Source organism: Streptomyces sp. NPDC051218, assembly GCF_044455475.1.
In the GTDB taxonomy this organism is placed as follows: domain Bacteria; phylum Actinomycetota; class Actinomycetes; order Streptomycetales; family Streptomycetaceae; genus Streptomyces.
Genome location: NZ_JBITEU010000003.1, coordinates 538,374 through 562,185, shown reverse-complemented (window position 1 = coordinate 562,185; position 23,812 = coordinate 538,374). Strand labels below are relative to the sequence as shown.

General features: G+C 70.7%; 18 protein-coding genes. 13 read left to right on the top strand and 5 right to left on the bottom strand.

Annotation, left to right across the window (positions count from 1 at the left end):
* The first annotated feature begins 15 nt into the window (after window positions 1–15).
* Window positions 16–1,431 (top strand): ATP-binding protein, encoded by a 1,416-nt coding sequence (locus ACIBCK_RS13425; protein WP_399389705.1) that lies wholly within the window; start codon window positions 16–18, stop codon window positions 1,429–1,431.
* Window positions 1,432–1,449: 18 nt separating this feature from the next.
* Here ACIBCK_RS13425 and ACIBCK_RS13420 read toward each other — a convergent pair whose 3' ends face one another.
* Window positions 1,450–2,445, bottom strand: coding sequence for a TAXI family TRAP transporter solute-binding subunit (locus ACIBCK_RS13420; protein ID WP_399389703.1), 996 nt, complete (start codon window positions 2,443–2,445; stop codon window positions 1,450–1,452).
* Window positions 2,446–2,530: 85 nt separating this feature from the next.
* Between ACIBCK_RS13420 and miaB the strand changes: the two genes are divergently transcribed.
* Entirely contained in the window at window positions 2,531–4,051 is a 1,521-nt protein-coding gene (miaB, locus tag ACIBCK_RS13415) for a tRNA (N6-isopentenyl adenosine(37)-C2)-methylthiotransferase MiaB (RefSeq protein WP_399389702.1), read from the top strand.
* 35 nt (window positions 4,052–4,086) lie between these two features.
* Entirely contained in the window at window positions 4,087–4,833 is a 747-nt protein-coding gene (locus ACIBCK_RS13410) for a class III extradiol dioxygenase subunit B-like domain-containing protein (RefSeq protein WP_399389700.1), read from the top strand.
* A gap of 186 nt (window positions 4,834–5,019) precedes the next feature.
* On the opposite strand, the gene ACIBCK_RS13405 is transcribed toward ACIBCK_RS13410, so the two are convergent.
* Both ACIBCK_RS13405 and ACIBCK_RS13400 read right to left on the bottom strand, forming a co-directional pair.
* Window positions 5,020–5,394: an antitoxin gene (locus tag ACIBCK_RS13405; RefSeq protein ID WP_399389698.1), complete on the bottom strand. Its 375-nt coding sequence runs from the start codon at window positions 5,392–5,394 to the stop codon at window positions 5,020–5,022.
* A gap of 25 nt (window positions 5,395–5,419) precedes the next feature.
* Window positions 5,420–5,809 (bottom strand): hypothetical protein, encoded by a 390-nt coding sequence (locus tag ACIBCK_RS13400; RefSeq protein WP_399389696.1) that lies wholly within the window; start codon window positions 5,807–5,809, stop codon window positions 5,420–5,422.
* A 182-nt stretch (window positions 5,810–5,991) separates the two neighbouring features.
* On the opposite strand from ACIBCK_RS13400, the gene miaA reads away from it, so the two are divergent.
* The 6 genes from miaA (at window position 5,992) to hflX (ending at window position 14,022) form a co-directional block, all read left to right on the top strand.
* Window positions 5,992–6,930 carry a tRNA (adenosine(37)-N6)-dimethylallyltransferase MiaA gene (gene miaA / locus ACIBCK_RS13395; protein WP_399389694.1) on the top strand — a complete coding sequence of 313 codons (939 nt, stop codon included), beginning with the start codon at window positions 5,992–5,994 and terminating at the stop codon, window positions 6,928–6,930.
* 101 nt (window positions 6,931–7,031) lie between these two features.
* Window positions 7,032–7,493 carry a hypothetical protein gene (locus tag ACIBCK_RS13390; protein WP_399389693.1) on the top strand — a complete coding sequence of 154 codons (462 nt, stop codon included), beginning with the start codon at window positions 7,032–7,034 and terminating at the stop codon, window positions 7,491–7,493.
* A 75-nt stretch (window positions 7,494–7,568) separates the two neighbouring features.
* Complete coding sequence (gene dapF / locus ACIBCK_RS13385) at window positions 7,569–8,447, top strand: diaminopimelate epimerase (RefSeq protein ID WP_399389691.1); 879 nt, start codon at window positions 7,569–7,571, stop codon at window positions 8,445–8,447.
* A 142-nt stretch (window positions 8,448–8,589) separates the two neighbouring features.
* Window positions 8,590–10,752 (top strand): RelA/SpoT family protein, encoded by a 2,163-nt coding sequence (locus tag ACIBCK_RS13380; protein ID WP_399389689.1) that lies wholly within the window; start codon window positions 8,590–8,592, stop codon window positions 10,750–10,752.
* A gap of 112 nt (window positions 10,753–10,864) precedes the next feature.
* Window positions 10,865–12,352, top strand: a complete 1,488-nt coding sequence (locus ACIBCK_RS13375) for a M1 family metallopeptidase (RefSeq protein WP_399389688.1) — start codon at window positions 10,865–10,867, stop codon at window positions 12,350–12,352.
* Window positions 12,353–12,522: 170 nt separating this feature from the next.
* Complete coding sequence (hflX, locus tag ACIBCK_RS13370; protein ID WP_399389687.1) at window positions 12,523–14,022, top strand: GTPase HflX; 1,500 nt, start codon at window positions 12,523–12,525, stop codon at window positions 14,020–14,022.
* A 117-nt stretch (window positions 14,023–14,139) separates the two neighbouring features.
* On the opposite strand, the gene ACIBCK_RS13365 is transcribed toward hflX, so the two are convergent.
* On the bottom strand, window positions 14,140–15,366 hold the full coding sequence (locus ACIBCK_RS13365) for a trypsin-like serine peptidase (protein WP_399389685.1): 1,227 nt from the start codon (window positions 15,364–15,366) through the stop codon (window positions 14,140–14,142).
* A gap of 210 nt (window positions 15,367–15,576) precedes the next feature.
* Entirely contained in the window at window positions 15,577–16,833 is a 1,257-nt protein-coding gene (locus tag ACIBCK_RS13360) for a trypsin-like serine peptidase (RefSeq protein WP_399389683.1), read from the bottom strand.
* 328 nt (window positions 16,834–17,161) lie between these two features.
* Between ACIBCK_RS13360 and ACIBCK_RS13355 the strand changes: the two genes are divergently transcribed.
* The 4 genes from ACIBCK_RS13355 (at window position 17,162) to ACIBCK_RS13340 (ending at window position 23,802) form a co-directional block, all read left to right on the top strand.
* Entirely contained in the window at window positions 17,162–18,823 is a 1,662-nt protein-coding gene (locus tag ACIBCK_RS13355; protein ID WP_399389681.1) for a diaminobutyrate--2-oxoglutarate transaminase family protein, read from the top strand.
* A gap of 97 nt (window positions 18,824–18,920) precedes the next feature.
* Complete coding sequence (locus ACIBCK_RS13350) at window positions 18,921–20,948, top strand: IucA/IucC family protein (protein ID WP_399389680.1); 2,028 nt, start codon at window positions 18,921–18,923, stop codon at window positions 20,946–20,948.
* A 36-nt stretch (window positions 20,949–20,984) separates the two neighbouring features.
* Window positions 20,985–21,806 carry a GNAT family N-acetyltransferase gene (locus ACIBCK_RS13345; protein ID WP_399389678.1) on the top strand — a complete coding sequence of 274 codons (822 nt, stop codon included), beginning with the start codon at window positions 20,985–20,987 and terminating at the stop codon, window positions 21,804–21,806.
* 58 nt (window positions 21,807–21,864) lie between these two features.
* Window positions 21,865–23,802, top strand: a complete 1,938-nt coding sequence (locus tag ACIBCK_RS13340) for an IucA/IucC family protein (RefSeq protein WP_399389676.1) — start codon at window positions 21,865–21,867, stop codon at window positions 23,800–23,802.
* Window positions 23,803–23,812 lie beyond the last annotated feature (10 nt).

Sequence of the window (23,812 nt, the reverse complement as noted above, 5' to 3'; positions counted from 1 at the left end):
GAGTGGCGAGGTCAGGTGCGCTCTCGCCTCCTCCCGCTGCTCATCGTCCTCATGGCGGGTGTGCTGCTCGCGCTCGGCTTCCCGCTCGCGGTGAGCGTGGCGGCGGCGCAGCAGCAGAAGGTGGTCGTCGACCGGATCGACGACACGGCGCGGTTCGCGGCACTCGCGCAGTTCGTCACGAAACGTCCCACGGGATCGCGCCTGCGCGACAAGGACGAACGGGGCGAAACCCTCCAGACCGAACTCGACTACTACCACGAGGTCTACGGGATCAAGGCGGGCGTCTTCTTCCGGGACCGTGAGCCCATGGCTCACGCCCCCGGGGACTGGTTCCTGCCTCCCAGGGGCGCCGAGGTGCGGGAGGCCTTCGAGGAGGCCCTCAGGTCCCGTGGAAGCCACGATCCGCGCCAGGTGTGGCCCTGGCAGCGAGGCAGGCTCGTCGTCGCTTCCCCAGTGATCAGGGACGGGGACGTCATCGCCGTCGTCGTCACCGACTCGCCCACGGGGCGCATGCGTTCGAAGACACTGCAGGGGTGGCTGCTCATCGGCGCCGGTGAGTCGGCGGCGATGCTCCTCGCGGTCGGCGCCGCGCTGCGCCTCACGGGCTGGGTGCTGCGCCCGGTACGGGTCCTGGACGCCACCACGCACGACATCGCGACCGGACGCCTGAAGTCGCGGGTCGCCGCTGCGGGCGGGCCGCCGGAACTGAGGCGCCTGGCCCGGTCGTTCAACGAGATGGCCGACAACGTCGAGGATGTACTGGAGCAGCAGCGGGCCTTCGTCGCCGACGCCTCGCACCAACTGCGCAATCCGCTCTCCGCCCTGCTGCTCCGCATCGAGCTGCTCGCCCTCGAACTGCCGGAGGGGAACGAGGAGATCGCCTCCGTGCGCACCGAGGGCAAACGCCTCGCCCAGGTGCTCGACGACCTCCTGGGCCTCGCCCTGGCCGAGCACGCCGCGGCCGATCTGCGGCTCACCGACATCGGTGAGCTCGCGGCCGAACGCGTCGGTGCCTGGCGCCCGCTCGCCGACGAGCGCGGGGTGCGCCTGACGGGGGTCTGCCCGGCGACCACCGGCTGGGCCGACCCGGTCGCCCTGTCCAGCGCCCTGGACGCGGTGATCGACAACGCCCTCAAGTTCACGCCCGAGGGCGAGGAGGTGCGGGTGGAGGTCTCCTGGAGCGGTGCACTGACGACCGTCGTGGTCACGGACGGCGGCCCCGGCCTCACGGAGGACGAACTCGCCCGCATCGGGGACCGCTTCTGGCGCAGCAACCGCCACCAGAACGTGAAGGGATCAGGCCTCGGCCTGTCCATCTCACGCGCCCTGCTCACCGCCGGCGGCGGTTCCCTCGCGTACGAGCAGCACGAGCCGCACGGACTACGGGTGACCGTCGGCGTCCCGCGCGACGAGCCGGGGCACACGTCCTGACGGCTGTTCGCCGCAGGGCTATGGCTTGACCGACTGGTAGTAGCGCCGCGCGCCCTTGTGCAGCGCGAGAGGGTCCGTGTAGAGCGCCGTCCGCAGATCCACCAGCTGCGCCGCGTGCACCTCGTCACCGATGTGGTCGCGGCTGTCGATCACCGTGCGGGTCAGGCCTTCGGTCAGCTTCGGGTCCGCCCGGTCCGTGGTGACCAGGAGGTTCGCCACGGCCAGGGTCGGCACGGCGTCGTTCTGCTGGGCGGCGGGATAGGCGTCGGCGGGCATCACCGCCGCGCGGTAGTAGCGCGATGCCCCGCCCTGCTCGTGAAGCGCCTCTACGAGGGTGCCGAGCGGGACGAGGCGGATGTCGAACTCCTTGGAGAGCTCCGCCACGGTGAGCGTCGGCAGACCGCCCGACCAGAAGAAGGCGTCGATCTCGCCCTTCTTGAGGAGCTCCGGCGCCTTGTCGATGCCGGCGTCCACCGCAGTGAGGTCCTTGTCGGGATCGAGGCCGGCGGCCTTGAGCACCCGTTCCGCTATCAGCCGCACGCCCGAGCGCGGCTGGCCCACGGCCACCTTCCCGCCCCGCAGGTCCTGCGCCTTGCCGATGTCCGACGTACGCCTGACGACGAGCTGGACGTAGTCGTCGTACAGCCGCGCACAGCCCCGCAGCCGGTCCGCGCCCGCACGGCCCTCCAGGCGGTACTTCTCGACGGCGTCGGCGGCCGCGATGGTGAAATCGGCCTTCCCCGTAGCGACCCGCTCGACGTTCTGCTGCGACCCTTCGCTGTTGAGCAGCTCCACGTCCACCTTGGGCATGTCATGGGAGACAGCGGTCCGCAAGAGCTTGCCGTACCGCTCGTACACCGCGTTCTTCACGCCCGTACTGAACGTCATCCGGCCCCCCGGAGAGTCGTCGCCACCGGGGACGAGCCACCACATCAAGAGCCCGAAGACTACGAGAGCGGCCGCCGCACCCTGGAGCGCGCGCCGTCTGCCGATGTGGGGGAGTGCCGTGAGCATGCGCGCGATCCTGCCAGCCACTCAGCGTGATGGCCAGGGCCGAGCTCCCGGCGGGGACACTCCGGAGACCGCCTACCCTTGTCACATGAGCAGCGGCGACCGGGGACAGGCAGTGGGCGTTAAAGGAACGTACGAGGTACGCACTTACGGGTGCCAGATGAACGTCCACGATTCGGAGCGCCTCTCCGGTCTTCTCGAGGGAGCCGGCTACGAACGCGCGCCCGAGGGCTCGGACGGCGACGCCGACGTGGTCGTCTTCAACACGTGCGCCGTCAGGGAGAACGCCGACAACCGTCTCTACGGGAACCTCGGCCGCCTGGCGCCGATGAAGACCAAGCGGCCCGGCATGCAGATCGCCGTCGGCGGCTGCCTGGCCCAGAAGGACCGCGACACCATCGTCAAGAAGGCCCCCTGGGTCGACGTCGTCTTCGGTACCCACAACATCGGCAAGCTCCCGGTCCTCCTGGAGCGCGCCCGCGTCCAGGAAGAGGCGCAGGTCGAGATCGCCGAGTCCCTGGAGGCGTTCCCCTCGACGCTGCCCACGCGCCGCGAGAGCGCGTACGCGGCGTGGGTCTCCATCTCCGTGGGCTGCAACAACACCTGTACGTTCTGCATCGTGCCCGCCCTGCGCGGCAAGGAGAAGGACCGCAGGACCGGCGACATCCTCGCCGAGATCGAGGCGCTCGTCGCCGAGGGCGTCTCCGAGATCACCCTGCTCGGCCAGAACGTGAACGCGTACGGCTCGGACATCGGTGACCGCGAGGCCTTCAGCAAGCTCCTGCGCGCCTGCGGGAAGATCGAGGGCCTGGAGCGCGTGCGCTTCACGTCCCCGCACCCGCGCGACTTCACGGACGACGTGATCGCCGCCATGGCCGAGACCCCGAACGTGATGCCGCAGCTGCACATGCCGCTCCAGTCGGGCTCGGACCCGATCCTGAAGGCGATGCGCCGCTCGTACCGCCAGGACCGCTTCCTCGGCATCATCGAGAAGGTCCGCGCCGCCATGCCCGAGGCCGCGATCACCACCGACATCATCGTCGGCTTCCCCGGGGAGACCGAGGAGGACTTCGAGCAGACGATGCACGTGGTCCGCGAGGCCCGCTTCGCCAACGCGTTCACCTTCCAGTACTCCAAGCGCCCCGGCACGCCCGCGGCGACCATGGAGGGCCAGATCCCCAAGGAGGTCGTGCAGGAGCGCTACATGCGTCTGTCCACCCTCCAGGAGGAGATCGCCTGGGACGAGAACAAGAAGCAGGTCGGCAGGACCCTCGACCTGATGGTGGCCGAGGGCGAGGGACGCAAGGACGGCGCCACGCACCGCCTCTCCGGACGCGCCCCCGACAACCGCCTGGTGCACTTCACCAAGCCGGACACCGAGGTCCGCCCCGGTGACGTCGTGACGGTGGAGATCACGTACGCGGCGCCGCACCACCTCCTCGCCGAGGGCCCCGTCCTGAACGTGCGCCCCACGCGGGCGGGTGACGCCTGGGAGAAGCGCAACACCGAGGCGGCGGCCAGGCCCGCCGGCGTGATGCTCGGCCTTCCGCAGGTGGGCGCCCCTGAGCCGCTGCCGGTGGCCACCGGTGGCGGGTGCGCGCTCGACTGACCGAGCGCGCGCTCTCGGGCGTTACGCTGCGGATCATGCTTGTCGCCGCAGCCGTCTGCCCCTGCCCGCCCCTGCTCGTCCCCGAGGTGGCAGCGGGTGCCGCCCCCGAACTGGATGCCGCGCGCGCCGCGTGCAAGGACGCCATCGGGGTGCTGGCCGCCGCACGGGCCGACCTTCTTGTCGTGGTCGGCCCCGCGGGGCAGGACGGGCGAGGCTCGCATCCGCAGGGCGCCCGCGGGTCCTTCCGCGGTTTCGGCGTGGACCTGGATGTGCGTCTGGGACGCCCCGGTGTCGACGGTGCGGCCGGCACGGGCGAACCCCTCACGGCGGAGGCGGAACGTGAAGTTCCGCCCTCGCTCGCCGTCGCCGCCTGGCTGCTCGACCGTACGGAGTGGTCGGCCGCCCCCCTGGAAGGCCTCGGGGTGGGGGAACCTCTGGCGGCCGAGCGGTGTATCCAAGTCGGAGGGGAAATCGCGGCGCGGGCCGACCGGGTGGCCCTGCTGGTGATGGGCGACGCCAGCGCGTGCCGCACGTTGAAGGCGCCCGGCTATCTCGACGAGCGGGCGGCCGGGTTCGACGCGGAGGTGGCCCGCGCGCTGGGGGCGGCGGACGTCGAGGCACTCAAGGCGCTGGACGAGGAGCTGGCGTACGAACTGAAGGCGGCGGGCCGGGCGCCGTGGCAGGTGCTCGCGGGCGCGGCCGACGGAGCGGGCCTCAGCGGCGAGCTGCTCTACGAGGACGCTCCGTACGGCGTCGGGTATGTGGTGACCGCCTGGTCGTAGCGGCCTCGGCCTCCAGTCCTGAGCGGCTGCCGCGGGAGCGGCTCAGGCGGCCCAGACGGCTCGAGCGAGTGTGGCCGAGGCGACAGAGGCCTCCACGCATGCGCCACCGACGCACGGCGAAGGCCGCAGAGCTGGTGGCGCTCCACGGCCGTCCGCCGGGGTCTTCGACCGGTGACGCGGGGTGGTTCAGGGAGCCGGAGGGGGCGTGGGCGGAGTGGAGCCGCCTGTGGACGGGGTTGTGCCGCCCGTGGGGGGCGTCGTGCCACCGGTGGGCGTGGTCGGGCCACCCGTCGCCGGGGCCGTGCCACCCGTGGCCGGGGCGGTTCCGCCACCCGCGGCCTTGCCCTCGTCGGGCGTCCCCGCGAGGCGGTCCACGGCATCCTTCGCCTTGCCCGTCCCCGTCTGGATCTTGTCGCTGTACTTGCCCTTGGTCTTGTCGTCGACCACCTTCGCGGCCTTGTCGAGACCTTGGTCGATCTTGTCCCCGTGCTGCTGCGCGAGGCCCGCGACCTTGTCCTTCGCCGGGGCGAGCTTGTCTTTCAGGTTCTGCAGGAAGCCCATCGGTTGCCTTCCCTCACTGGGAGAGTCACTTGCGGGCGCCTTCGTCGGCCTCGTCGTTGTCGGCGGCCTTCTCCGCGGACTGCTGCTTCGGGATGTCCACGTTGTCCGCGGCAGCCGCTTCGGTGTCGTCCGACGTGTCCTCGGTCACGGTCTCGGGTTCGGCCTCGGCCTGCTTCTCGGCCTCGGCATCGGCCTTCCCCCCGGCTTCCTTCTCAGCCTGCTTCTCCGCCTCGGTCGCGGCCGTGGGCGCCTCATCGGCGGCGGCTTCGGCCTTGGCGTCATCCTTGCCGGTCTCGGGCTCGGGGGACTCCCCGGCCGCCTCCGGCTCGGCTGTCAGGGTGCCGCTTGCCGCCTCGGCTGTTGACGCCTTCTCCGTGTCCTTGGACTTCCGGCGAAACCGTGCAAAAACGCCCATATCTACTCCATACGGTACTCGTGTGGGCGAAATCCCGCGCCGCCCGGTGCGCCCTGTTGCGCCTCCCGGGTCGCCGATCCTCGAAACCGGCGGCCGGAACCTCGCAACAGGCAACGACCCCGGACGTGTGGCGTCACGTAGCTCGTTCGGGAAGTGGCCCTGGGGTTTGCGAGACTGGGGCGGTGAGTAGAGCAGCTCCCGCACCGCGGGTCATCGCCGTCGTCGGGCCCACCGCGGCTGGAAAGTCCGATCTGGGCGTTTTCCTTGCCCAGCGTCTCGGCGGCGAAGTCGTCAACGCCGACTCCATGCAGCTCTACAGAGGGATGGACATCGGAACCGCCAAGCTGACGCTCGAAGAGCGCGACGGAGTTCCGCACCACCTCCTCGACATCTGGGACGTCACGGAGGCGGCGAGCGTCGCCGAGTACCAGAAGCTGGCGCGCGCCGCGATCGACCGCCTCCTGGCCGACGGGCGCTGGCCGATCCTGGTCGGCGGCTCCGGGCTCTACGTCAGGGGAGCCGTCGACCACCTGGAGTTCCCCGGCACCGACCCCTCGGTCCGGGCCCGCCTGGAGGAAGAACTCACGCTGCACGGCCCAGGCGTGCTCCATGCCCGCCTCGCCGCCGCCGACCCCGGAGCGGGCCGGGCCATCCTCCCCAGCAACGGCCGCCGGATCGTCCGCGCCCTCGAGGTCATCGAGATCACCGGCAAGCCCTTCACCGCCAACCTCCCCGGCCACGACTCCGTCTACGACACCGTCCAGATCGGCGTCGACGTCGGCCGCCCCGAGCTCGACGAACGCATCGCCACGCGCGTGGACCGCATGTGGGATGCGGGCCTCGTCGACGAGGTGCGGGCCCTGGAGGCCGCGGGGCTGCGCGAGGGGCGTACGGCGTCGCGTGCGCTCGGGTACCAGCAGGTGCTCGCGGCGCTCGCGGGGGAGTGCACCGACGACGAGGCGCGCGCGGAGACCGTGCGCGCGACCAAGCGTTTCGCGCGCCGTCAGGACTCGTGGTTCCGCCGCGATCCCCGGGTGCACTGGCTCAGTGGCGCCATGGCCGATCGAGGGGAACTCCCGGGACGGGCAATGGCGTTGGTCGAACGAGCGGTCACAGCCTGATCACGTGATGGCATCGGGACGCTCCGGCGGTCATCCCGGCCCCTGGCGCCGTGCCATCATCGACCATCGATCGACCAGTGGAGTCCGAAGTGGGAGGGCGGATGGCGATGGAGGCCGGCCCTCGCGACACCGCGCATGACGGCGGCGAGCTGACCCCTGACGGACCCGACGCGGCGCCGGACGGCGTGACCGACGACGGTCCCGTCCCGGACGCGATGGCCGCGGCGGAGGTCGAGGTCGAACTGCGCCCGCAGCGCCGTCTGCGCATCTGGCAGCTCGCGCCGATCGTGATCCTCGCCGCCGCCGGATCACTGATGTTCGCCTTCCCGCTGGCCTTCGAGTTCGGGGACGGCGGCGCCGTCGTCGCCATGCTCGGACTCCTGATCAGCAGCTGCGCCGCGGGCTGGGGCATGATGGCCGCCCGCCGCGTGGGGCACACCTGGCCGGGGCTGCCGGAGCGCGGTTCCGGGCGCCGTCCGGACTGGCGGATCGTCTCCGCGTACGCCCTCGTGTTCCTCGCCGTCGCCGTCCTCGCAGTGTGGCGGGTCGCGCGCCTTCGCTGACGGCGTCGTACGAGGTCAGGGGCCTGTAGGGCACCTTCACGACGGACTGTCACCGGTACCCCGTACGATCGAGGAATGAGCACGCGGATCGCCTTCCTCAAGGGGCACGGGACCGAGAACGACTTCGTGATCATCCCGGACCCCGACAACGCCATCGAGCTGTCCCAGGCCGCTGTCGCCGCCCTGTGCGACCGCCGTGCGGGCATCGGGGGCGACGGTCTGCTGCATGTGGTGCGTTCCGCGGCACACCCCGATGCGCGTCATCTGGCCGACGAGGCCGAGTGGTTCATGGACTACCGCAACGGCGACGGTTCGATCGCCGAGATGTGCGGCAATGGGGTGCGCGTCTTCGCCCGCTATCTGCAGCGCGCCGGACTGGCGGGCGAGGGCGATCTGGCCGTCGCGACCCGGGGCGGCGTGAAGACCGTGCACATCGCCAAGGCCGCGGCCGGCGGAGATGTCACCGTCGGCATGGGGAAGGCGTCCCTCCCCGAAGGGGACGTCACCGTCTCGGTGGCCGACCACCGGTGGCCCGCGCGCAACGTGAACATGGGCAACCCGCACGCGGTCGCCTTCGTGGACGACCTGGCCCACGCGGGCAACCTGTACGACGCGCCGCCATTCAGCCCCGCTTCGGCGTACCCGGACGGTGTGAACGTCGAGTTCGTCGTCGACCGGGGTGCGCGGCACGTCGCCATGCGGGTGCACGAGCGCGGGGCCGGCGAGACCCGCTCGTGCGGCACGGGCGCGTGCGCCGTAGCCGTCGCGGCGGCCCGCAGGGACGGCGCGGACCCCGCGGTGACCGGATCCCCGGTCACGTACACCGTCGATCTGCCCGGTGGCAGCCTGGTGATCACCGAGCGGCCCGACGGCGAGATCGAGATGACTGGCCCCGCTGTGATCGTCGCCGAAGGCGTGATCGACGCGGAATGGCTCGAAACTGTAAACCCGTGAACTGTCGCTCGAATGGGTGATCCGTTTCACGCTCGGCGAGAGGCGGTCAGCGGCGCGTGATGGGCTCGGTAGCATCAAGCACCGGCCCGGACGGAGCACGCCGTCGTCCGCTCACCGCCGGTCGGAGCAGCCGGAGGTGCCCATGAGTGCGGAGGCTACAAACCCCGCGATGTCTGGCCCCGTGACGCCCGGAGCCCAGCGCAGGCGCGGTCGTCCGCGGCTTGACCTGCGAAGGCTCGGCCGGGCAGCCCTCCTGGGGCCCGGCACGCGGGACCGGTTGCCGGACGCGATCGGCCATGTGGCGGAAGCACACCGGGCCCACTACCCGGACGCTGATCTTGAGCCCCTGCGGCGCGCCTGGGTCCTCGCGGAGTCCTCCCACCGCGGCCAGATGCGCAAGAGCGGTGAGCCGTACATCACACATCCGCTCGCGGTGACCCTGATCCTCGCCCAACTCGGCGCCGAGACCACCACCTTGACCGCGTCCCTGCTCCACGACACCGTCGAGGACACCGATGTGACGCTCGATCAGGTGCGCACGGAATTCGGCGACGACGTCTGCTATCTGGTCGACGGCGTCACGAAGCTGGAAAAGGTCGACTACGGAGCCGCCGCCGAGCCCGAGACCTTCCGCAAGATGCTCGTGGCCACCGGCAACGACGTACGCGTCATGTCGATCAAGCTCGCCGACCGCCTGCACAACATGCGCACGCTCGGCGTCATGCGCCCCGAGAAGCAGGCACGGATCGCCAAGGTGACACGTGACGTGCTCATCCCGCTCGCCGAGCGTCTCGGTGTGCAGGCGCTCAAGACCGAGCTGGAAGACCTCGTGTTCGCGATCCTCCACCCGGAGGAGTACGCCAAGGTCGAAGAGCTGATGGCGGCCAACGCGGCCGACGGCGGCAATCCACTGGAAGCGACCGCGGACGACGTCCGTGGGGTGCTGCGAGAGGCGGGCATCGCGGCCGAAGTCCTCATCAGGCCACGGCACTACGTCTCGGTCCACCGGGTGCACCGCAAACGCGGCGAGATGCGCGCGGCGGACTTCGGACGGCTCCTGGTCCTGGTGAACGAGGACGCGGACTGTTACGGCGTACTCGGCGAGCTGCACACGTGCTTCACGCCGGTGGTCTCGGAGTTCAAGGACTTCATCGCCGTACCGAAATTCAACCTCTACCAGTCGCTGCACACGGCGGTGGCCCGACCGGACGGAGAGGTCGCCGAAGTCCTCATCCGTACGCACCAGATGCACAAGGTGGCCGAGGCCGGCGTCGTCGCGCTGCGCAATCCCTACGCTCCTCCTTCGGAGGAGCAGACCGACACCGGATCCGTCTCCCCTTCCGAGGACGCCGTCGAGGGTGAGCGCGCCGACCCGACCCGGCCCGGCTGGCTCTCCCGCCTCCTCGACTGGCAGGAGGCGGCCCCCGACCCCGACACGTTCTGGTCCACTCTCCGCGAAGACCTCGCCCAGGACCGCGAGATCGCCGTCTTCCGCCCCGACGGCGGCACTCTCGGACTGCCCGCGGGCGCGAGCTGCGTGGACGCCGCCTACGCCCAGTACGGCGAGGACGCCCACGCCTGCATCGGAGCACGTGTCAACGGACGCCTGGCGACGCTGAGCACGGTCCTGCGGGACGGTGACACGGTCCAGCTGCTCATGGGACAGGACGTGGCCTCCGGACCCTCACGCGAGTGGCTCGACCACGCGCGCACGCCCGGCGCCCGGATCGCCATCCGGCGCTGGCTCACGACCCACCCCACGCCCGCTGCGGCACCCGCCACCTCGGCGGCCCCTGAGAAGTCCACTCCCGCGCCCCCGCCGCAGCCCTCCGACTTCCCGCGCCCCGCGGCGGCCAACGCCGTGGTGGACAGGGAGGGCGCGAGCGTACGGCTCGCGGGCTGTTGTACGCCCGTGCCGCCCGACGAGGTGACCGCCTTCGCCGTGCGCGGCGGGGTCGTCACCGTGCACCGCGTCGAGTGCCCCGCCGTCGCGCGCATGAAGGAGGTGGGGCGCGCGGAGGTCGGAGTGCGCTGGGGAGACAGCGCGGAATGCCGGGTCACCCTGATCGCCGAGTCGTTCGGGCGTGCCCATCTGCTGGCCGACCTCACCGAAGCCATCGCCACAGAGGGCGTCGAGGTCATGTCGGCGACCGTCGAGCCGCCGAGCCAGCAGCGCGTGCGCCATACGTACACGCTGCAACTGCCGGACGCGGCCCACCTCCCGGGGCTGATGCGCGCGATGCGTGCGGTGCCCGGTGTGTACGACGTCAGCCGCGCCCAGCATCCGGCGGCGGCGACTTCGTAGCAGTCGGAAAAAGGGGCGCCAGCGTCGCCTCAGCCGCCTACTGGCGACTCGTTCGAGTGGCACGGCGCGCGCCGACACCGGTGCGGAAGGTCTGCGCTGATAGCGGTAGTTCATGCTGCTCACCCCCCGGGTCAAGGCCTCGCGGCCGAAGACTCTCCGCATCGCGACCGCGCTTCTGGCCGCGGCCACCTCCGCCACCCTCCTCGCCGCGAGCGAGCCGTCACCGGCCACACCGCTCGGCATCGGCGACCGGCTCTTCCCGCACCTGGGCAACCCCGGGTACGACGTGACGGCGTACGACATCGCCTTCACCTACCACGGCGACAAGAAGAAGCCCCTCGACGCCGTGACCGTGATCGACGCCCGCGCGGTCGCCCCGCTGCAGCGGGTCAACCTGGACTTCGCCCACGGCAAGGTCGCCTCCGTCGCCGTCAACGGCGCCCCCGCCCGCTTCGAAGCCACCGGTGAGGATCTGGTCGTCACGCCGTCAAGGCCCCTGGGCCAGGGCGAGTACATGCGGATCACCGTCCGTCATACCAGCGACCCCAGGCCCACCAAGGACAAGGACGGCGGCTGGGTGCCCACCGCCGACGGGCTCGCCATGGCCAACCAGGCCGACGCCGGGCACCGTGTGTTCCCGTCCAACGACCACCCCTCCGACAAGGCACAGTTCACGTTCCGCATCACCACTCCGAAGGGCCTCACCTCAGTCGCCAACGGCCTGCCGGTCGCCACGGCGCACACCGGGTCCACCACGACCCGCGCCTTCCGCACCCGCCACCCCATGGCGACGGAACTGGCGCAGGTGTCCATCGGCAGTTCCACCGTGGTGCACCGCTCCGGGCCGCACGGCCTCCCCGTACGGGATGTGGTGCCCACCAAGGACCGCAAGGCGGTGGAGCGCTGGCTGAAGAAGACACCGGACCAGATCGGCTGGATGGAGGGGAAGGTCGGCCGCTACCCCTTCGAGACGTACGGCGTCCTGATGGCGCAGGCGCAGACCGGGTTCGCTCTGGAGACACAGACCCTCTCCCTCTTCGAGAGCGACCTGTTCAAGCGGCCCGAGTACCCCGAGTGGTACGTGGAGTCGATCATGGTGCATGAGCTGGCGCACCAGTGGTTCGGCGACAGCGTGAGCCCGAAGTCCTGGTCCGATCTCTGGCTCAACGAAGGGCACGCCACCTGGTACGAGGCCCTCTACGCCGAGGAGAAGGCGAAGAAGCCCCTCCAGAAGCGGATGCGTGAGGCCTACAAGCAGTCGGACAGCTGGCGTGCCGCGGGCGGCCCGCCGGCCGCGCCGAAGGGCCCCGAGCCGGGCCAGAAGATCAGCATCTTCCGGCCGGTGGTGTACGACGGCAGCGCGCTGGTGCTCTACGCGCTGCGCCAGGAGATCGGGCAGGAGGGCTTCGACCGCCTGGAGCGCACCTTCGTGCGCACCTATCGGGACGGGAACGCGACCACCGCGGACTTCGTGCGGCTCGCCTCGGCGGCCGCGGGCCGTGATCTGAGCGGCTTCTTCGACGCCTGGCTGTACGGCGCGAAGACGCCGCCGATGCCGGGCCACCCGGACTGGAGTAAGGCGGCTCCCGCCCGGAAATAACCTGGGTGACGAGACGGGCCGTACCGTGCAACCATCTTCAGGTCGGCGCCGCCGCGGGTCCGGGAAAACCCTTCGGGGTGTTCTCAGGGCCCCCGGCGGCCGGACCGGGGAATCTCGGGGCGGCCCCGAGCGTTGACCCGTATGAAGAATCCCATCGACGTAAGGATCCAATGACCTCCTCTTCTTCCCCTTCCCAGGACGCGCAGAATCTCGCGCAGAACTACCCCGAAGGTCTTCGGGCCGATGCCCTGATGGAAGAGGACGTCGCCTGGAGCCACGGACAAGACGGAGAGCGGGACGGCGAACAGTTCGACCGCTCCGAGCGCGCGGCTCTGCGCCGCGTCGCCGGCCTCTCCACCGAGCTCGAGGACGTCACCGAAGTCGAGTACCGCCAGCTCCGTCTGGAGCGGGTCGTGCTCGTCGGCGTGTGGACCTCGGGCACAGTGCAGGACGCGGAGAACTCGGTCGCCGAGCTGGCCGCCCTCGCCGAGACGGCGGGCGCGCTCGTGCTCGACGGCGTCATCCAGCGCCGCGACAAGCCCGACCCGGCGACGTACATCGGATCCGGCAAGGCCATGGAGCTGCGGGACATCGTCCTCGAGACCGGGGCCGACACCGTCGTCTGTGACGGTGAGCTGAGCCCCGGCCAGCTGATCCACCTCGAGGACGTCGTCAAGGTCAAGGTGGTCGACAGGACCGCCCTGATCCTGGACATCTTCGCCCAGCACGCCAAGTCCCGAGAGGGCAAGGCGCAAGTCGCCCTTGCCCAGATGCAGTACATGCTCCCGCGCCTGCGTGGCTGGGGTCAGTCGCTCTCCCGTCAGATGGGCGGCGGCGGATCCAGCGGTGGCGGCGGCATGGCGACACGTGGTCCCGGTGAGACCAAGATCGAGACGGACCGCCGTCGGATCCGCGAGAAGATGGCGAAGATGCGCCGGGAGATCGCGGAGATGAAGACGGGCCGCGAGATCAAGCGCCAGGAGCGCAAGCGCAACAAGGTGCCTTCGGTCGCGATCGCCGGGTACACGAACGCGGGCAAGTCCTCCCTGCTCAACCGCCTCACGGGCGCGGGCGTCCTGGTGGAGAACGCCCTGTTCGCCACCCTCGACCCGACCGTGCGCCGGGCCGAGACACCGAGCGGCCGGATCTACACCCTGGCCGACACCGTCGGGTTCGTACGGCATCTGCCGCACCACCTCGTCGAGGCGTTCCGCTCCACGATGGAGGAGGTCGGCGAGTCCGACCTGATCCTGCACGTGGTGGACGGTTCGCACCCGGTGCCGGAGGAGCAGCTGGCCGCCGTGCGTGAGGTGATCCGCGATGTGGGCGCGACGAACGTGCCCGAGATCGTGATCGTCAACAAGGCGGACGCCGCCGATCCGCTGGTCCTCCAGCGGCTGCTGCGCAACGAGAAGCACGCGATCGCGGTCTCCGCGCGCACGGGCGCGGGCATCGAAGAGCTGCTCGCGCTGATCGACGCCGAACTGCCGCGGCCCGAGGTCGAGATCGAGGCCCTCGTGCCGTACACGCAGGGTTCGCTCATCTCGCGGGCGCACGCCGAGGGCGAGGTGCTCTCCGAGGAGCACACCGCCGACGGCACGCTGCTCAAGGCGAAGGTGCACGCGGAACTGGCGGCGGATCTCGCGCCGTACGTCCCCGTCGCCGGCTGAACGAAGGCCCGTCCAGGCCTTGTTCGCCCGGTTCACATGGCGAAGGCCCGCCCCCTCTCGTAGGGGGCGGGCCTTCGCCGCGTCATGTGCGAGGTGCGGCGGTCACCCGCCGTACGGCTACTGCGAGCCGTACTTCTTGCTCATCATGTCGTAGACCTGCTCGGCACCCCTGCCCAGCTGCGGCCCGGCCAGCCAGGTGTTCTCGGCCGGGCCGATCGAGGTGTTCGAGACCAGCTGGGTCTTGTCGCCCACCATCCGGAACCAGCCGCCACCCGACGAACCGCCGGTCATGGTGCAGCCGATGCGGTACATCGTCGGCTGGGACGTGGTCAGCGAGAGACGGCCCGGCTTGTCGATGCACTTGTGCATGATCTGGCCGTTGTACGGGGGAGCGGCGGGGTAGCCCCAGGCGCCCATCGAGCTCACGCTCTGCGCCGACGGAGTCGAGAAGTCGACCTCGAGCGCGTTGCCGACCGTCTCCTCGAGGGACTTGGAGCCCTGCTCCGGCTTCACGTGCATCACGGCGTAGTCGTACGGCGCACCGGCACCGCCCGAAGCGGCGCCCTGGTCGATCCACTCGGCGGAGGTCGAGACCCAGTCGGCCCAGTACTGGCCGTAGGGGGCGACTTCCTGCGGGGCGGCGTTGCTCAGCTCGGCCTCGGACTTGCCGAGGTCGTTGTAGGCGGGCACGAAGGTGATGTTGCGGTACCAGCCACCGGCGGAGCCCGCGTGCACACAGTGGCCCGCGGTCCACACGAGGTTGGACTTGCCCGGGTTGCGGGGGTCCTTCACGACGGTGCCGGAGCACACCATCGAGCCCTCGGGGGCATCGAAGAAGATCTTGCCGACCGGGGCGGCGTTCTCGTGGTACGGCGTCTTCTCGCGCTTGGCCTGCACCGGCGACGGCTCGGGGTCGGTCGCGCCCTGATCGGAGGGGGCGTCCTTCGCCGCGATGGTCTTCTTCGGGTCCTTGGCGTCCTTCATCCGCTCGGGCTTCCAGTGCCCTTCGATGACAGGGTTGACGAAGTCCTTGGACTCGCGGAGCCAGTCGTCCTTGTCCCAGTTCTTCCAGGCCCCGTCCTTCCACTTGTCCGGGTCGATGCCGTGGTCCTTGAGCTTGTCGGCGATGTCGCCGGGCAGCTTGGCATCGGAACCGGTGTCGGTGCCGGAGTCGGAGCCCTTGTCGGCGCCCTGCGAGGTGCCGGAGTCAGCCTTGTCACTGGCCTTGTCTTCGCTGGGACCGCAGGCCGTGGCGGTGAGTGCCAGAGTCGCGGCGAGTCCCGTCGCGGCGAGTGCGAGACGCCGCCCGCGACTGCGCGCGAAGGGCGCACGAGTGGAACGCATGGTGCTGTAACCCCCGAGTTGAACGTGTCATTACTGCACGTGATCGCTGCAATTGCCATGTACTTGTCATGTGCTGGCGTGGCGGCTCCGGGAGCGCCTCGCCGAGGCAACACCCCACTATGCCTGGGTGATTGGGGACGAATGACGGCGGGGTCGTGAAGGTTTCCGGCGACCCCGCCGTCGTACATCAAGCGGCCGATGACGTGGCGGCTACTTGTCGGCGTACTTCTTGCTCACCGAGTCGTAGATGCCCTTGGCTTCCTTGCCGAGTCGCGGACCGGCCAGCCAGCCGGCCGTCACCGGGCCGATGGAGGTGTTGGACACCAGGGCGGGCTCGCCCCCCGAACCCTCGGCGACCCAGCCGCCGCCGGACGAACCACCGGTCATCGTGCAGCCGATGCGGTACATCGTCGGTTCGGGCTTGCTGATCGAGAGCCGGCCCGGCTTGTCGGCGCACTGGAACGCCTTCTGGCCGTCGAACGGCGGAGCCGCCGGGTAGCCGGTCGCCGTCATGTCGGCGATCTGCGGCACGGCCGGGGCGTTGAAGTCCACCGGGAGCGCCGAACCGACCTGTTCCTCGAGCGACTTGCCCTCGCTGCCCTTCTCGGGCGTCACGTGGATGACCGCGAAGTCGTACGGCGCGCCCTTGCCGCCCGTCGGGCCGCCCTGCTCGATCCACTGGTCTGAGGTCTGCGCCCAGTCACCCCACCAGACGCCGTGCGGAGCGACTTCTTCCTTGGGGGCGTTCTGCAACTCGGCGGCCGACTTGCCGCTGTTGTTGTACGAGGGGACGAAGGCGATGTTGCGGTACCAGCCGCCCTCGGCGCCGGCGTGCACACAGTGACCCGCGGTCCACACCATGTTGGACTTGCCCGGGTGCGCCGGGTCCTTCACGACGGTGGCCGAGCAGACCATCGAGCCGTCGGGCCCGTCGAAGAACAGCTTGCCCGACTCGGGAACACTGGCGTCGTACGGCGTCTTCAGGGCCGCCGCTTCCACCGGCTCGGGCGTCGGGTCGGTCACGCCCTGGTCACCGGAGATGTCGTTCTCCTCGACACCGCGGTCGGGGTTCTTGTCCGCGTCGCGCATGCGGTCCGAGTCCCACAGACCCTCGATGATCGGGTTGACGTAGTCACCGGCCTCGCGGAGCCAGTCGTCCTTGTCCCAGTTCTTCCACGCCCCGCCCTTCCACTTGTCCAGGTCGATGCCGTGCTCCTTGAGCCGGTCCTGGATGTCCTGTGGAATCTTGACCTTGCCGTTGTCGCCGTTGTCGCCGTTGTCGCCGTTGGCGTCGTCGGCGGGCTGGGAGGCGGACGGGTCGTCGCCCGCGTTGTCCTCGCTCGGGCCGCAGGCCGTCGCGGTCAGAACGAGCGCCGCGCCGATGGCGACAGCGGCCGCCACGGGGGAGGTTCTGCCGCGCGCGCTCCTCCCACGACGAGCGGTTATGAGCGGGCGTATGGATCGCATAGAGAGATTCCCCCTGGGCTTCGAGATCGTTCGCATGCCGTACACCGCGGGTCGTAGGACGCGCTGAGCACCGTACTTCCCTGGCGCCGCACACCCTGCCGCGGATGAACGGCACCTCACACTATGCCGGTGCTGTGGGGGACTTCCGACGGAACGGCAACGGTTTCGCTACGGCAAGGATCTTCCGGCAACCCGTGTTCCTCCGCAGCCCTCGTCGTTGGTACGTACGGGGGAGTGGCTTCCTGTGTTCATCTCCCCTGCCAACTCGTCGGTGCGCTGGCCCAGTTCGCGTGGGAAGCGCCCATTCCCAGCGGGAGGACCAACAGTCGTGGCCGTGACCGAGCCGGCGCCCGCGGCGGTTTCCGCGGGGCACTCCGCAGCACACGAGGGGATCCTGCGACGCCAGTCGGCGCGCGAATCGGCGGCGCGCACCTATGCGCGCGCCCTGCCGATCGTGCCGGTACGGGCGCGCGGCCTGACGATCGAGGGCGCCGACGGACGGCGTTATCTCGACTGCCTCTCGGGTGCGGGGACCCTGGCCCTCGGGCACAACCATCCGGTCGTGCTCGAAGCGATCAGGAAGGTCCTCGACTCGGGGGCGCCGCTGCACGTCCTGGACCTGGCCACGCCGGTCAAGGACGCCTTCACCACCGAGCTGTTCCACACGTTGCCCCGTGAACTCGCCGACCGCGCGCGCATCCAGTTCTGCGGCCCCGCCGGCACGGACGCGGTGGAGGCCGCCCTCAAACTCGTGCGGACGGCGACCGGGCGCGATGGCATGCTCGCGTTCACCGGTGCCTACCACGGGATGACGGCAGGGGCGCTCGAAGCGTCCGGCGGCGCGACGGACGTACGTGTCACGCGCCTGCCCTACCCGCAGGACTACCGCTGTCCGTTCGGCATCGGCGGTGCGGACGGCGCCGAACTCGCGGCCCGCTGGACCGAGAGCCTCCTCGACGACCCCAAGTCGGGTGTGCCGCAGCCGGCCGGGATGATCCTCGAACCGGTACAGGGTGAGGGCGGCGTGATCCCCGCCCCCGACGACTGGCTGCGCCGGATGCGCGAGATCACCGCCGCACGCTCGATCCCGCTCATCGCGGACGAGGTCCAGACCGGCGTGGGGCGCACCGGCACCTTCTGGGCCGTCGAGCACAGTGGTGTGGTCCCGGACGTGATGGTCCTGTCCAAGGCCATCGGCGGCAGCCTGCCACTGGCCGTCGTGATCTACCGCGACGACCTCGACGTCTGGCAGCCCGGCGCCCACGCGGGCACCTTCCGCGGCAACCAGCTGGCCATGGCGGCCGGCGCGGCCACCCTTGCGTACGTCCGTGAGAACGGCCTCGCCGAACGCGCGGGAGTCCTGGGCGCCCGGATGCTCACCCAGCTGAGGTCCCTCGCCGCCGAGCACCCCTGTATCGGCGATGTCCGTGGCAGAGGCCTGATGATCGGCGTCGAACTCGTGGACCCGGACGCCGCACGCCCGGCTGCCACGGATCCGGCTACCGACTTCTCACCTGCCGCACACCCGGCCGCCGGACTGTCGGGCAACGCGGACCTGGCTGCCGGGCTGTCGGCCAACGCAGACCCGGCTGCCGGGCCGTCGGCCAACGCAGACCCGGCTGCCGCTCGGCCGACTGCCGGGCTCTCCGCCGGCGCGCGCTCGGCCGCTGCGGACCCGGCTGTTACGCGCTCGGCTGCCGCACGCCCGGCCCTCGCGAACCGAGCCGTCCCGGCTGCCCGGGAAGGCAGCCGGCCCATGGCGGCCGGAACCCTGGCACGCTCCGTGCGGCCGCTGCCCCCGGCACCCGAACTCGCCGCCGCAGTACAGCGCGAATGCCTGCGCCGCGGCCTCATCGTCGAGCTGGGTGGACGGCACTCCAGCGTCGTACGCCTTCTTCCTCCTCTCACCATCACGGACGAGCAGGCGGCCGCGATCCTCGACCGCCTCTCCGACGCGATCTCCGCGGCGGCGCGTCCTCACCACGGATAGCCACGCCGGACCCGGGCCGTCCCGCGGACGGCCAGAGACATCAGCACAGCTCCAGCCCGTCGCCCCGGAGCCCGAACGACTTCACAAGGAAGCCCTCTTGAACGCCACCCCCGCATCCGACGGCCCACCCCACCCCCACGCTCCAGGCGTGTGCGGCCAGCAGTCCTCACTGGTGGCGGAGCCCGGTACGGTCCCCCGGCAGAAGGGAGGCCGGCAGACCGAGCAGCTGCGAGGCGCGACCGCCGATCTCCTGGAACACCCCGACCCGCACACCGCCGCACAGGTGGCCGCCATCGAGAACCTCCTGCGCTGCTGGGTACGCGAGAACGACTTTCCCGCCCCCGAGCAGGGCGCCCTGCGCATCCCGCTGGCGGCCAGCGGCACCGCCCTCCTCGTCCCCGTGTACTACTGGTCGGCCACCGGCTGGCACCGCTTCGGCCTCCCGTACCTGGAAGACGGCCCCCAGAGCGCACCCCCGGCCGACGCCGTCACCGTCGCCGCCCTCTTGGGCCGCGAGACCGCTCAACGGTCCGGAACCGCCGCCCCGGACGGCCAGGCCCCCGCCCCGGACGGCCAGGCCGCCGGCACCGAGCCCGGCACCGACTTCGACCCCGGCACCGACCCTGGCATGGGCCCCGGATCTGACCCCGGCAGCGATGGCGAGCGGGTCGAGGGAGGGGATCTCGTCGGTCGCGTCGCCGATTCGGTGCGCCGCACCGCCACCTTCATCGCCGACCGCCGGGACAACCCCGGCGACGAGCCCGACCTGTTCCTCGCCGCCGAACAATCCCTGCTCCTCGGACACCCCCTGCACCCCACGCCGAAGAGCCGCGAGGGTCTCTCCGACACCGAATCCCGCCTCTACTCACCGGAGTTGCGGGGCGCCTTCGCCCTGCACTGGATCGCAGTCGCCCCCTCCGTGCTCGCCGCGGACTCGGCCTGGACCGAGCGTGGCCGCACCCTCCCGGCGGAGCAGCTCACCGCCCGCCTCGCCGGTCCGGACCTGCCGCTGCCGCCAGGCCATACCGCCCTGCCCCTGCACCCGTGGCAGATGCGCGAACTCAGGCACCGCCCCGCGACCGCCGCTCTCCTGGAAGCCGGCCTCCTCCAGGACCTCGGCCCCCACGGCGCACCGTGGTACCCGACCTCCTCCGTGCGCACCCTCTACCGCTCGGGCGCACCGGCCATGCTGAAGCTCTCGCTCGGCCTGCGCATCACCAACTCCCGTCGTGAGAACCTCCGTAAAGAACTCCACCGCGGCGTCGAGGTCCACCGCTTGCTGCGCAGCGGCCTCGCCGAGCAGTGGCAGGCGGCCCACCCCCGCTTCGACGTGATCCGCGACCCTGCGTGGCTCGCCGTGACCGGCCCCGACGGCGCGCCCGTCCCCGGACTCGACGTCATGATCCGGCACAACCCCTTCGGCCCCGGCGACGACGCCACCTGCATCGCGGGACTCGTCTCGCCCAGGCCGTCACCGCACTCCACCGGGCACGGCCGCCCCCCGATGCGCTCCCGGCTCGGCGAGATCGTCACCGGTCTCGCCGGACGGACGGGCCGCCCCCGCAGGGCCGTCGCCACGGAGTGGTTCCTCCGCTACCTGGAGAACGTCGTACGCCCCGTGCTCTGGCTGGACAGCGAGGCCGGCGTCGCCCTGGAGGCCCACCAGCAGAACACTCTCCTGCTGCTCGACACCGAGGGCTGGCCCGTGGGCGGCCGCTACCGCGACAACCAGGGCTACTACTTCCGCGAGTCCCGACGCCCCGAACTCGACCGAAGGCTTCCCGGCATCGGCGAGCACAGCGACACCTTCGTGTCCGACGAGGTGGCGGACGAGCGCTTCGCCTACTACCTCGGCATCAACAACGTCCTCGGCCTCATCGGAGCCCTGGGAGCCCAACGCCTGGCCGACGAGCAGCTGTTGCTTGCGGCATTCCGTCGCTTCCTCGGCGACATCGCCTCCGGCCCGGCTCCGCTGCGTACGCCGCTCCCGGCCCTGCTTCTCGACTCACCCGTCCTGCGATGCAAGGCCAATCTGCTGACCCGGCTCCGCGGGCTCGACGAACTCGTGGGTCCGGTCGACACCCAGTCCGTCTACGTCTCCATCGCCAACCCCCTTCATTCCTGAGGAACATGACCCACCCCTTCTGAGAGGAGCGACGCCGTGCCTCCGCCTCCCCCCGATGCGAGCACCGACGCCGGAACCGAGTCCGTCACCGAACCCGCCACCGAGTCCTCCGCCGCCGACCGGGCAGACGTCCAGGACACCCTGGACCTGCGCCTCCCGGACGAACTCATCGCGCTGTTCGGCGCGAATGGCTCGGCCCCGGCGAAGGGCGCGTACGCAGGCCGCATCGAGTCCGACGCACGCATGGCAGACCGGGCCCCGGCACCGACGGCCGCCCCGACGGCCGACGACCTGCTCGACAACGTCGCCGACTGGGGCCCCGCGACCACCTCAGCCGGTGTCTTCCAACTTGTCCCTGTGCGTATCGAACGCGATCTCTCCCTCATCAGCCGGTGGATGAACGACCCCGCGGTGGCGGCGTTCTGGGAACTTGCCGGCCCTGATGCCGTCACGGAGTCGCACCTGCGCGACCAGATCGACGGCGACGGACGCAGCGTGCCCTGCCTCGGTGTCCTGGACGGCACGCCGATGAGCTACTGGGAGGTCTACCGCGCGGACCTCGACGCCCTGGCCCGTCACTACCCGGCCCGCCCGCACGACACCGGTGTTCACCTCCTCATCGGCGGTGTCGCCGACCGTGGCCGAGGGCTCGGCACCTCCCTGCTGAAAGCCGTCGCCGACCTCGTGCTCGACCGTCGTGCCTCATGCGCACGAGTCATCGCAGAACCCGACCTGCGCAACACCCCCTCCGTCTCCGCGTTCCTGAGCGCCGGCTTCCGCTTCGCCGCCGAGGTGGATCTCCCCGACAAGCGCGCGGCCCTCATGGTCCGTGACCGGGCCCTGCGCGCTCTGCTCTGACCCGCTCACTCTTAGTACACCGCTCGACCTGATCCGGTTCCCTCCCTGAGGAGTCCCCGTGCCGAATCCGTCCGTCCCCCCGACGTCCCGGGAGCCGTCCGCTCTCCGCGACCCGAGCGTTCTCTACGACCCGCCCGAGCTGACCCCTGACAGGTGGGCGAGAGGAGGGCGCCGTCTCCTCGCCAAAATGGTCGGCGAGTTCGCCTACGAGGAGATCATCGAGCCCGTCCTCGCCGGACCGGCCGGCACAGACAGTTACAGCCTCCGCCTCGACGGCGACGGCGACAGCGAGAGCCATGGCTATGGCGATGGCCAGAGTGCGAGTGACGGCGATGGTGAGAGCCGTGGCACGCCGGCCCCCGCGCCAACCCCTCGCCTACTCTTCCGCGCCCGCCGTGGCTCGTACGGCAGTTGGCACGTCGACCCGGCCAGCCTTGCCCTGGCCGAGGGCGAGGGCCCGCCCCTCCCCTTCAATGACCCCCTCCGTTTCCTCACCCGAGCCCGGCGCACCCTGGGAATCGACGGCGCCACGCTCGGCCACCTCGTCCGCGAGCTGACCATCACGCTCGCTGCCGACGCCCGGCTCGACCGGACCGCCCTCACCGCGGCGCAGCTCGCCGACCTCGGCTACGCCGAACTCGAAGGGCATCAGACCGGCCACCCCTGGCTCGTCCTCAACAAGGGCCGCATCGGCTTCTCCGCCAGTGACGCCGCCCGCTGGGCGCCCGAGGCACGTCTCACCGCGGAGCTCCCCTGGATCGCGGTCCACACCGACCTCGCCGCCTACCGAGGCGTCGTCGGCCTGGACGCGGCAGAGAAGCTCTACACACGTGAACTCGCCTCAGCCACACGGGAGTCCTTCGCAGACATACTCAGGGCACGCGGCCTCGACCCGCACGCCTACCTCTATTTGCCGGTGCATCCGTGGCAGTGGGACGACATCATCCTGCCCCTCTTCGCCCCATCCGTCGCCGCGGGCGCCATCGTGCCCCTCCCCACGGACGGCGACCTGCGCCTGCCCCAGCAGTCCATTCGTACGTTCCTGAATCTGTCCCGCCCCGACCGGCACACCGTCAAGCTGCCCCTGTCGGTCCTCAACACCCTGGTGTGGCGCGGCCTTCCGACCGAGCGCACTCTGGCCGCCCCCGCCGTCACCGCGTGGATGCACGCCCTGCGCGACGCCGACCCCTTCCTGCGCGACGAATGCCGCGTGATCCTGCTCGGTGAGGTCGCGTCGGTGACCGTCGAGCACCCGTTGTACGACGGCCTTCCCGAGGTCCCCTACCAGTACAAAGAACTACTGGGTGCGATCTGGCGCGAACCGATCACCCGCTATCTCGCTCCCGACGAGCGAGCCCGCACACTCGCTTCCTTGTTGCACACCGACCCGGACGGCAGGGCCTTCGTCGCCGAGCTGGTCGAGCGCTCGGGCCTTGCCCCGGAGGCCTGGCTGCGGCGGCTCTTCAACGCCCTGCTGCCGCCGCTCCTGCAGTTCCTGTACCGGTACGGCACGGTGTTCTCCCCGCACGGGGAGAACGCCATCGTCGTCTTCGACGACAAGGACGTACCCGTCCGGCTCGCGGTGAAGGACTTCGTCGACGACATCAACGTCAGCGCCGAGGCCCTTCCCGAGCACGCGTCGATGCCGGGTGACGTCCGCGACGTACTGCTCACCGAACGCCCCGACTTCCTCACGCAGTTCATCCATTCAGGGCTCTTCGTGGGCGTCTTCCGCTACCTCGCCCCGCTCTGCCAGGAGCAGCTCGACATCCCGGAGACCACCTTCTGGTCCCTCGTCCGCGCCGAGATCCTGCGCCATCAGGCGCGCGCCCCGCAGCTCAAGGAGCGGTACGAGATGTTCGACCTGCTCACCCCGCGCATCGAGCGGCTGTGCCTCAACCGCAACCGGCTCCACCTCGACGGGTACCGGGACCGCCCCGAGCGCCCGCACGCCGCCGTGCACGGGAGCGTGCCGAACCCTCTGCACCAGCCTTGATCGAAGGATT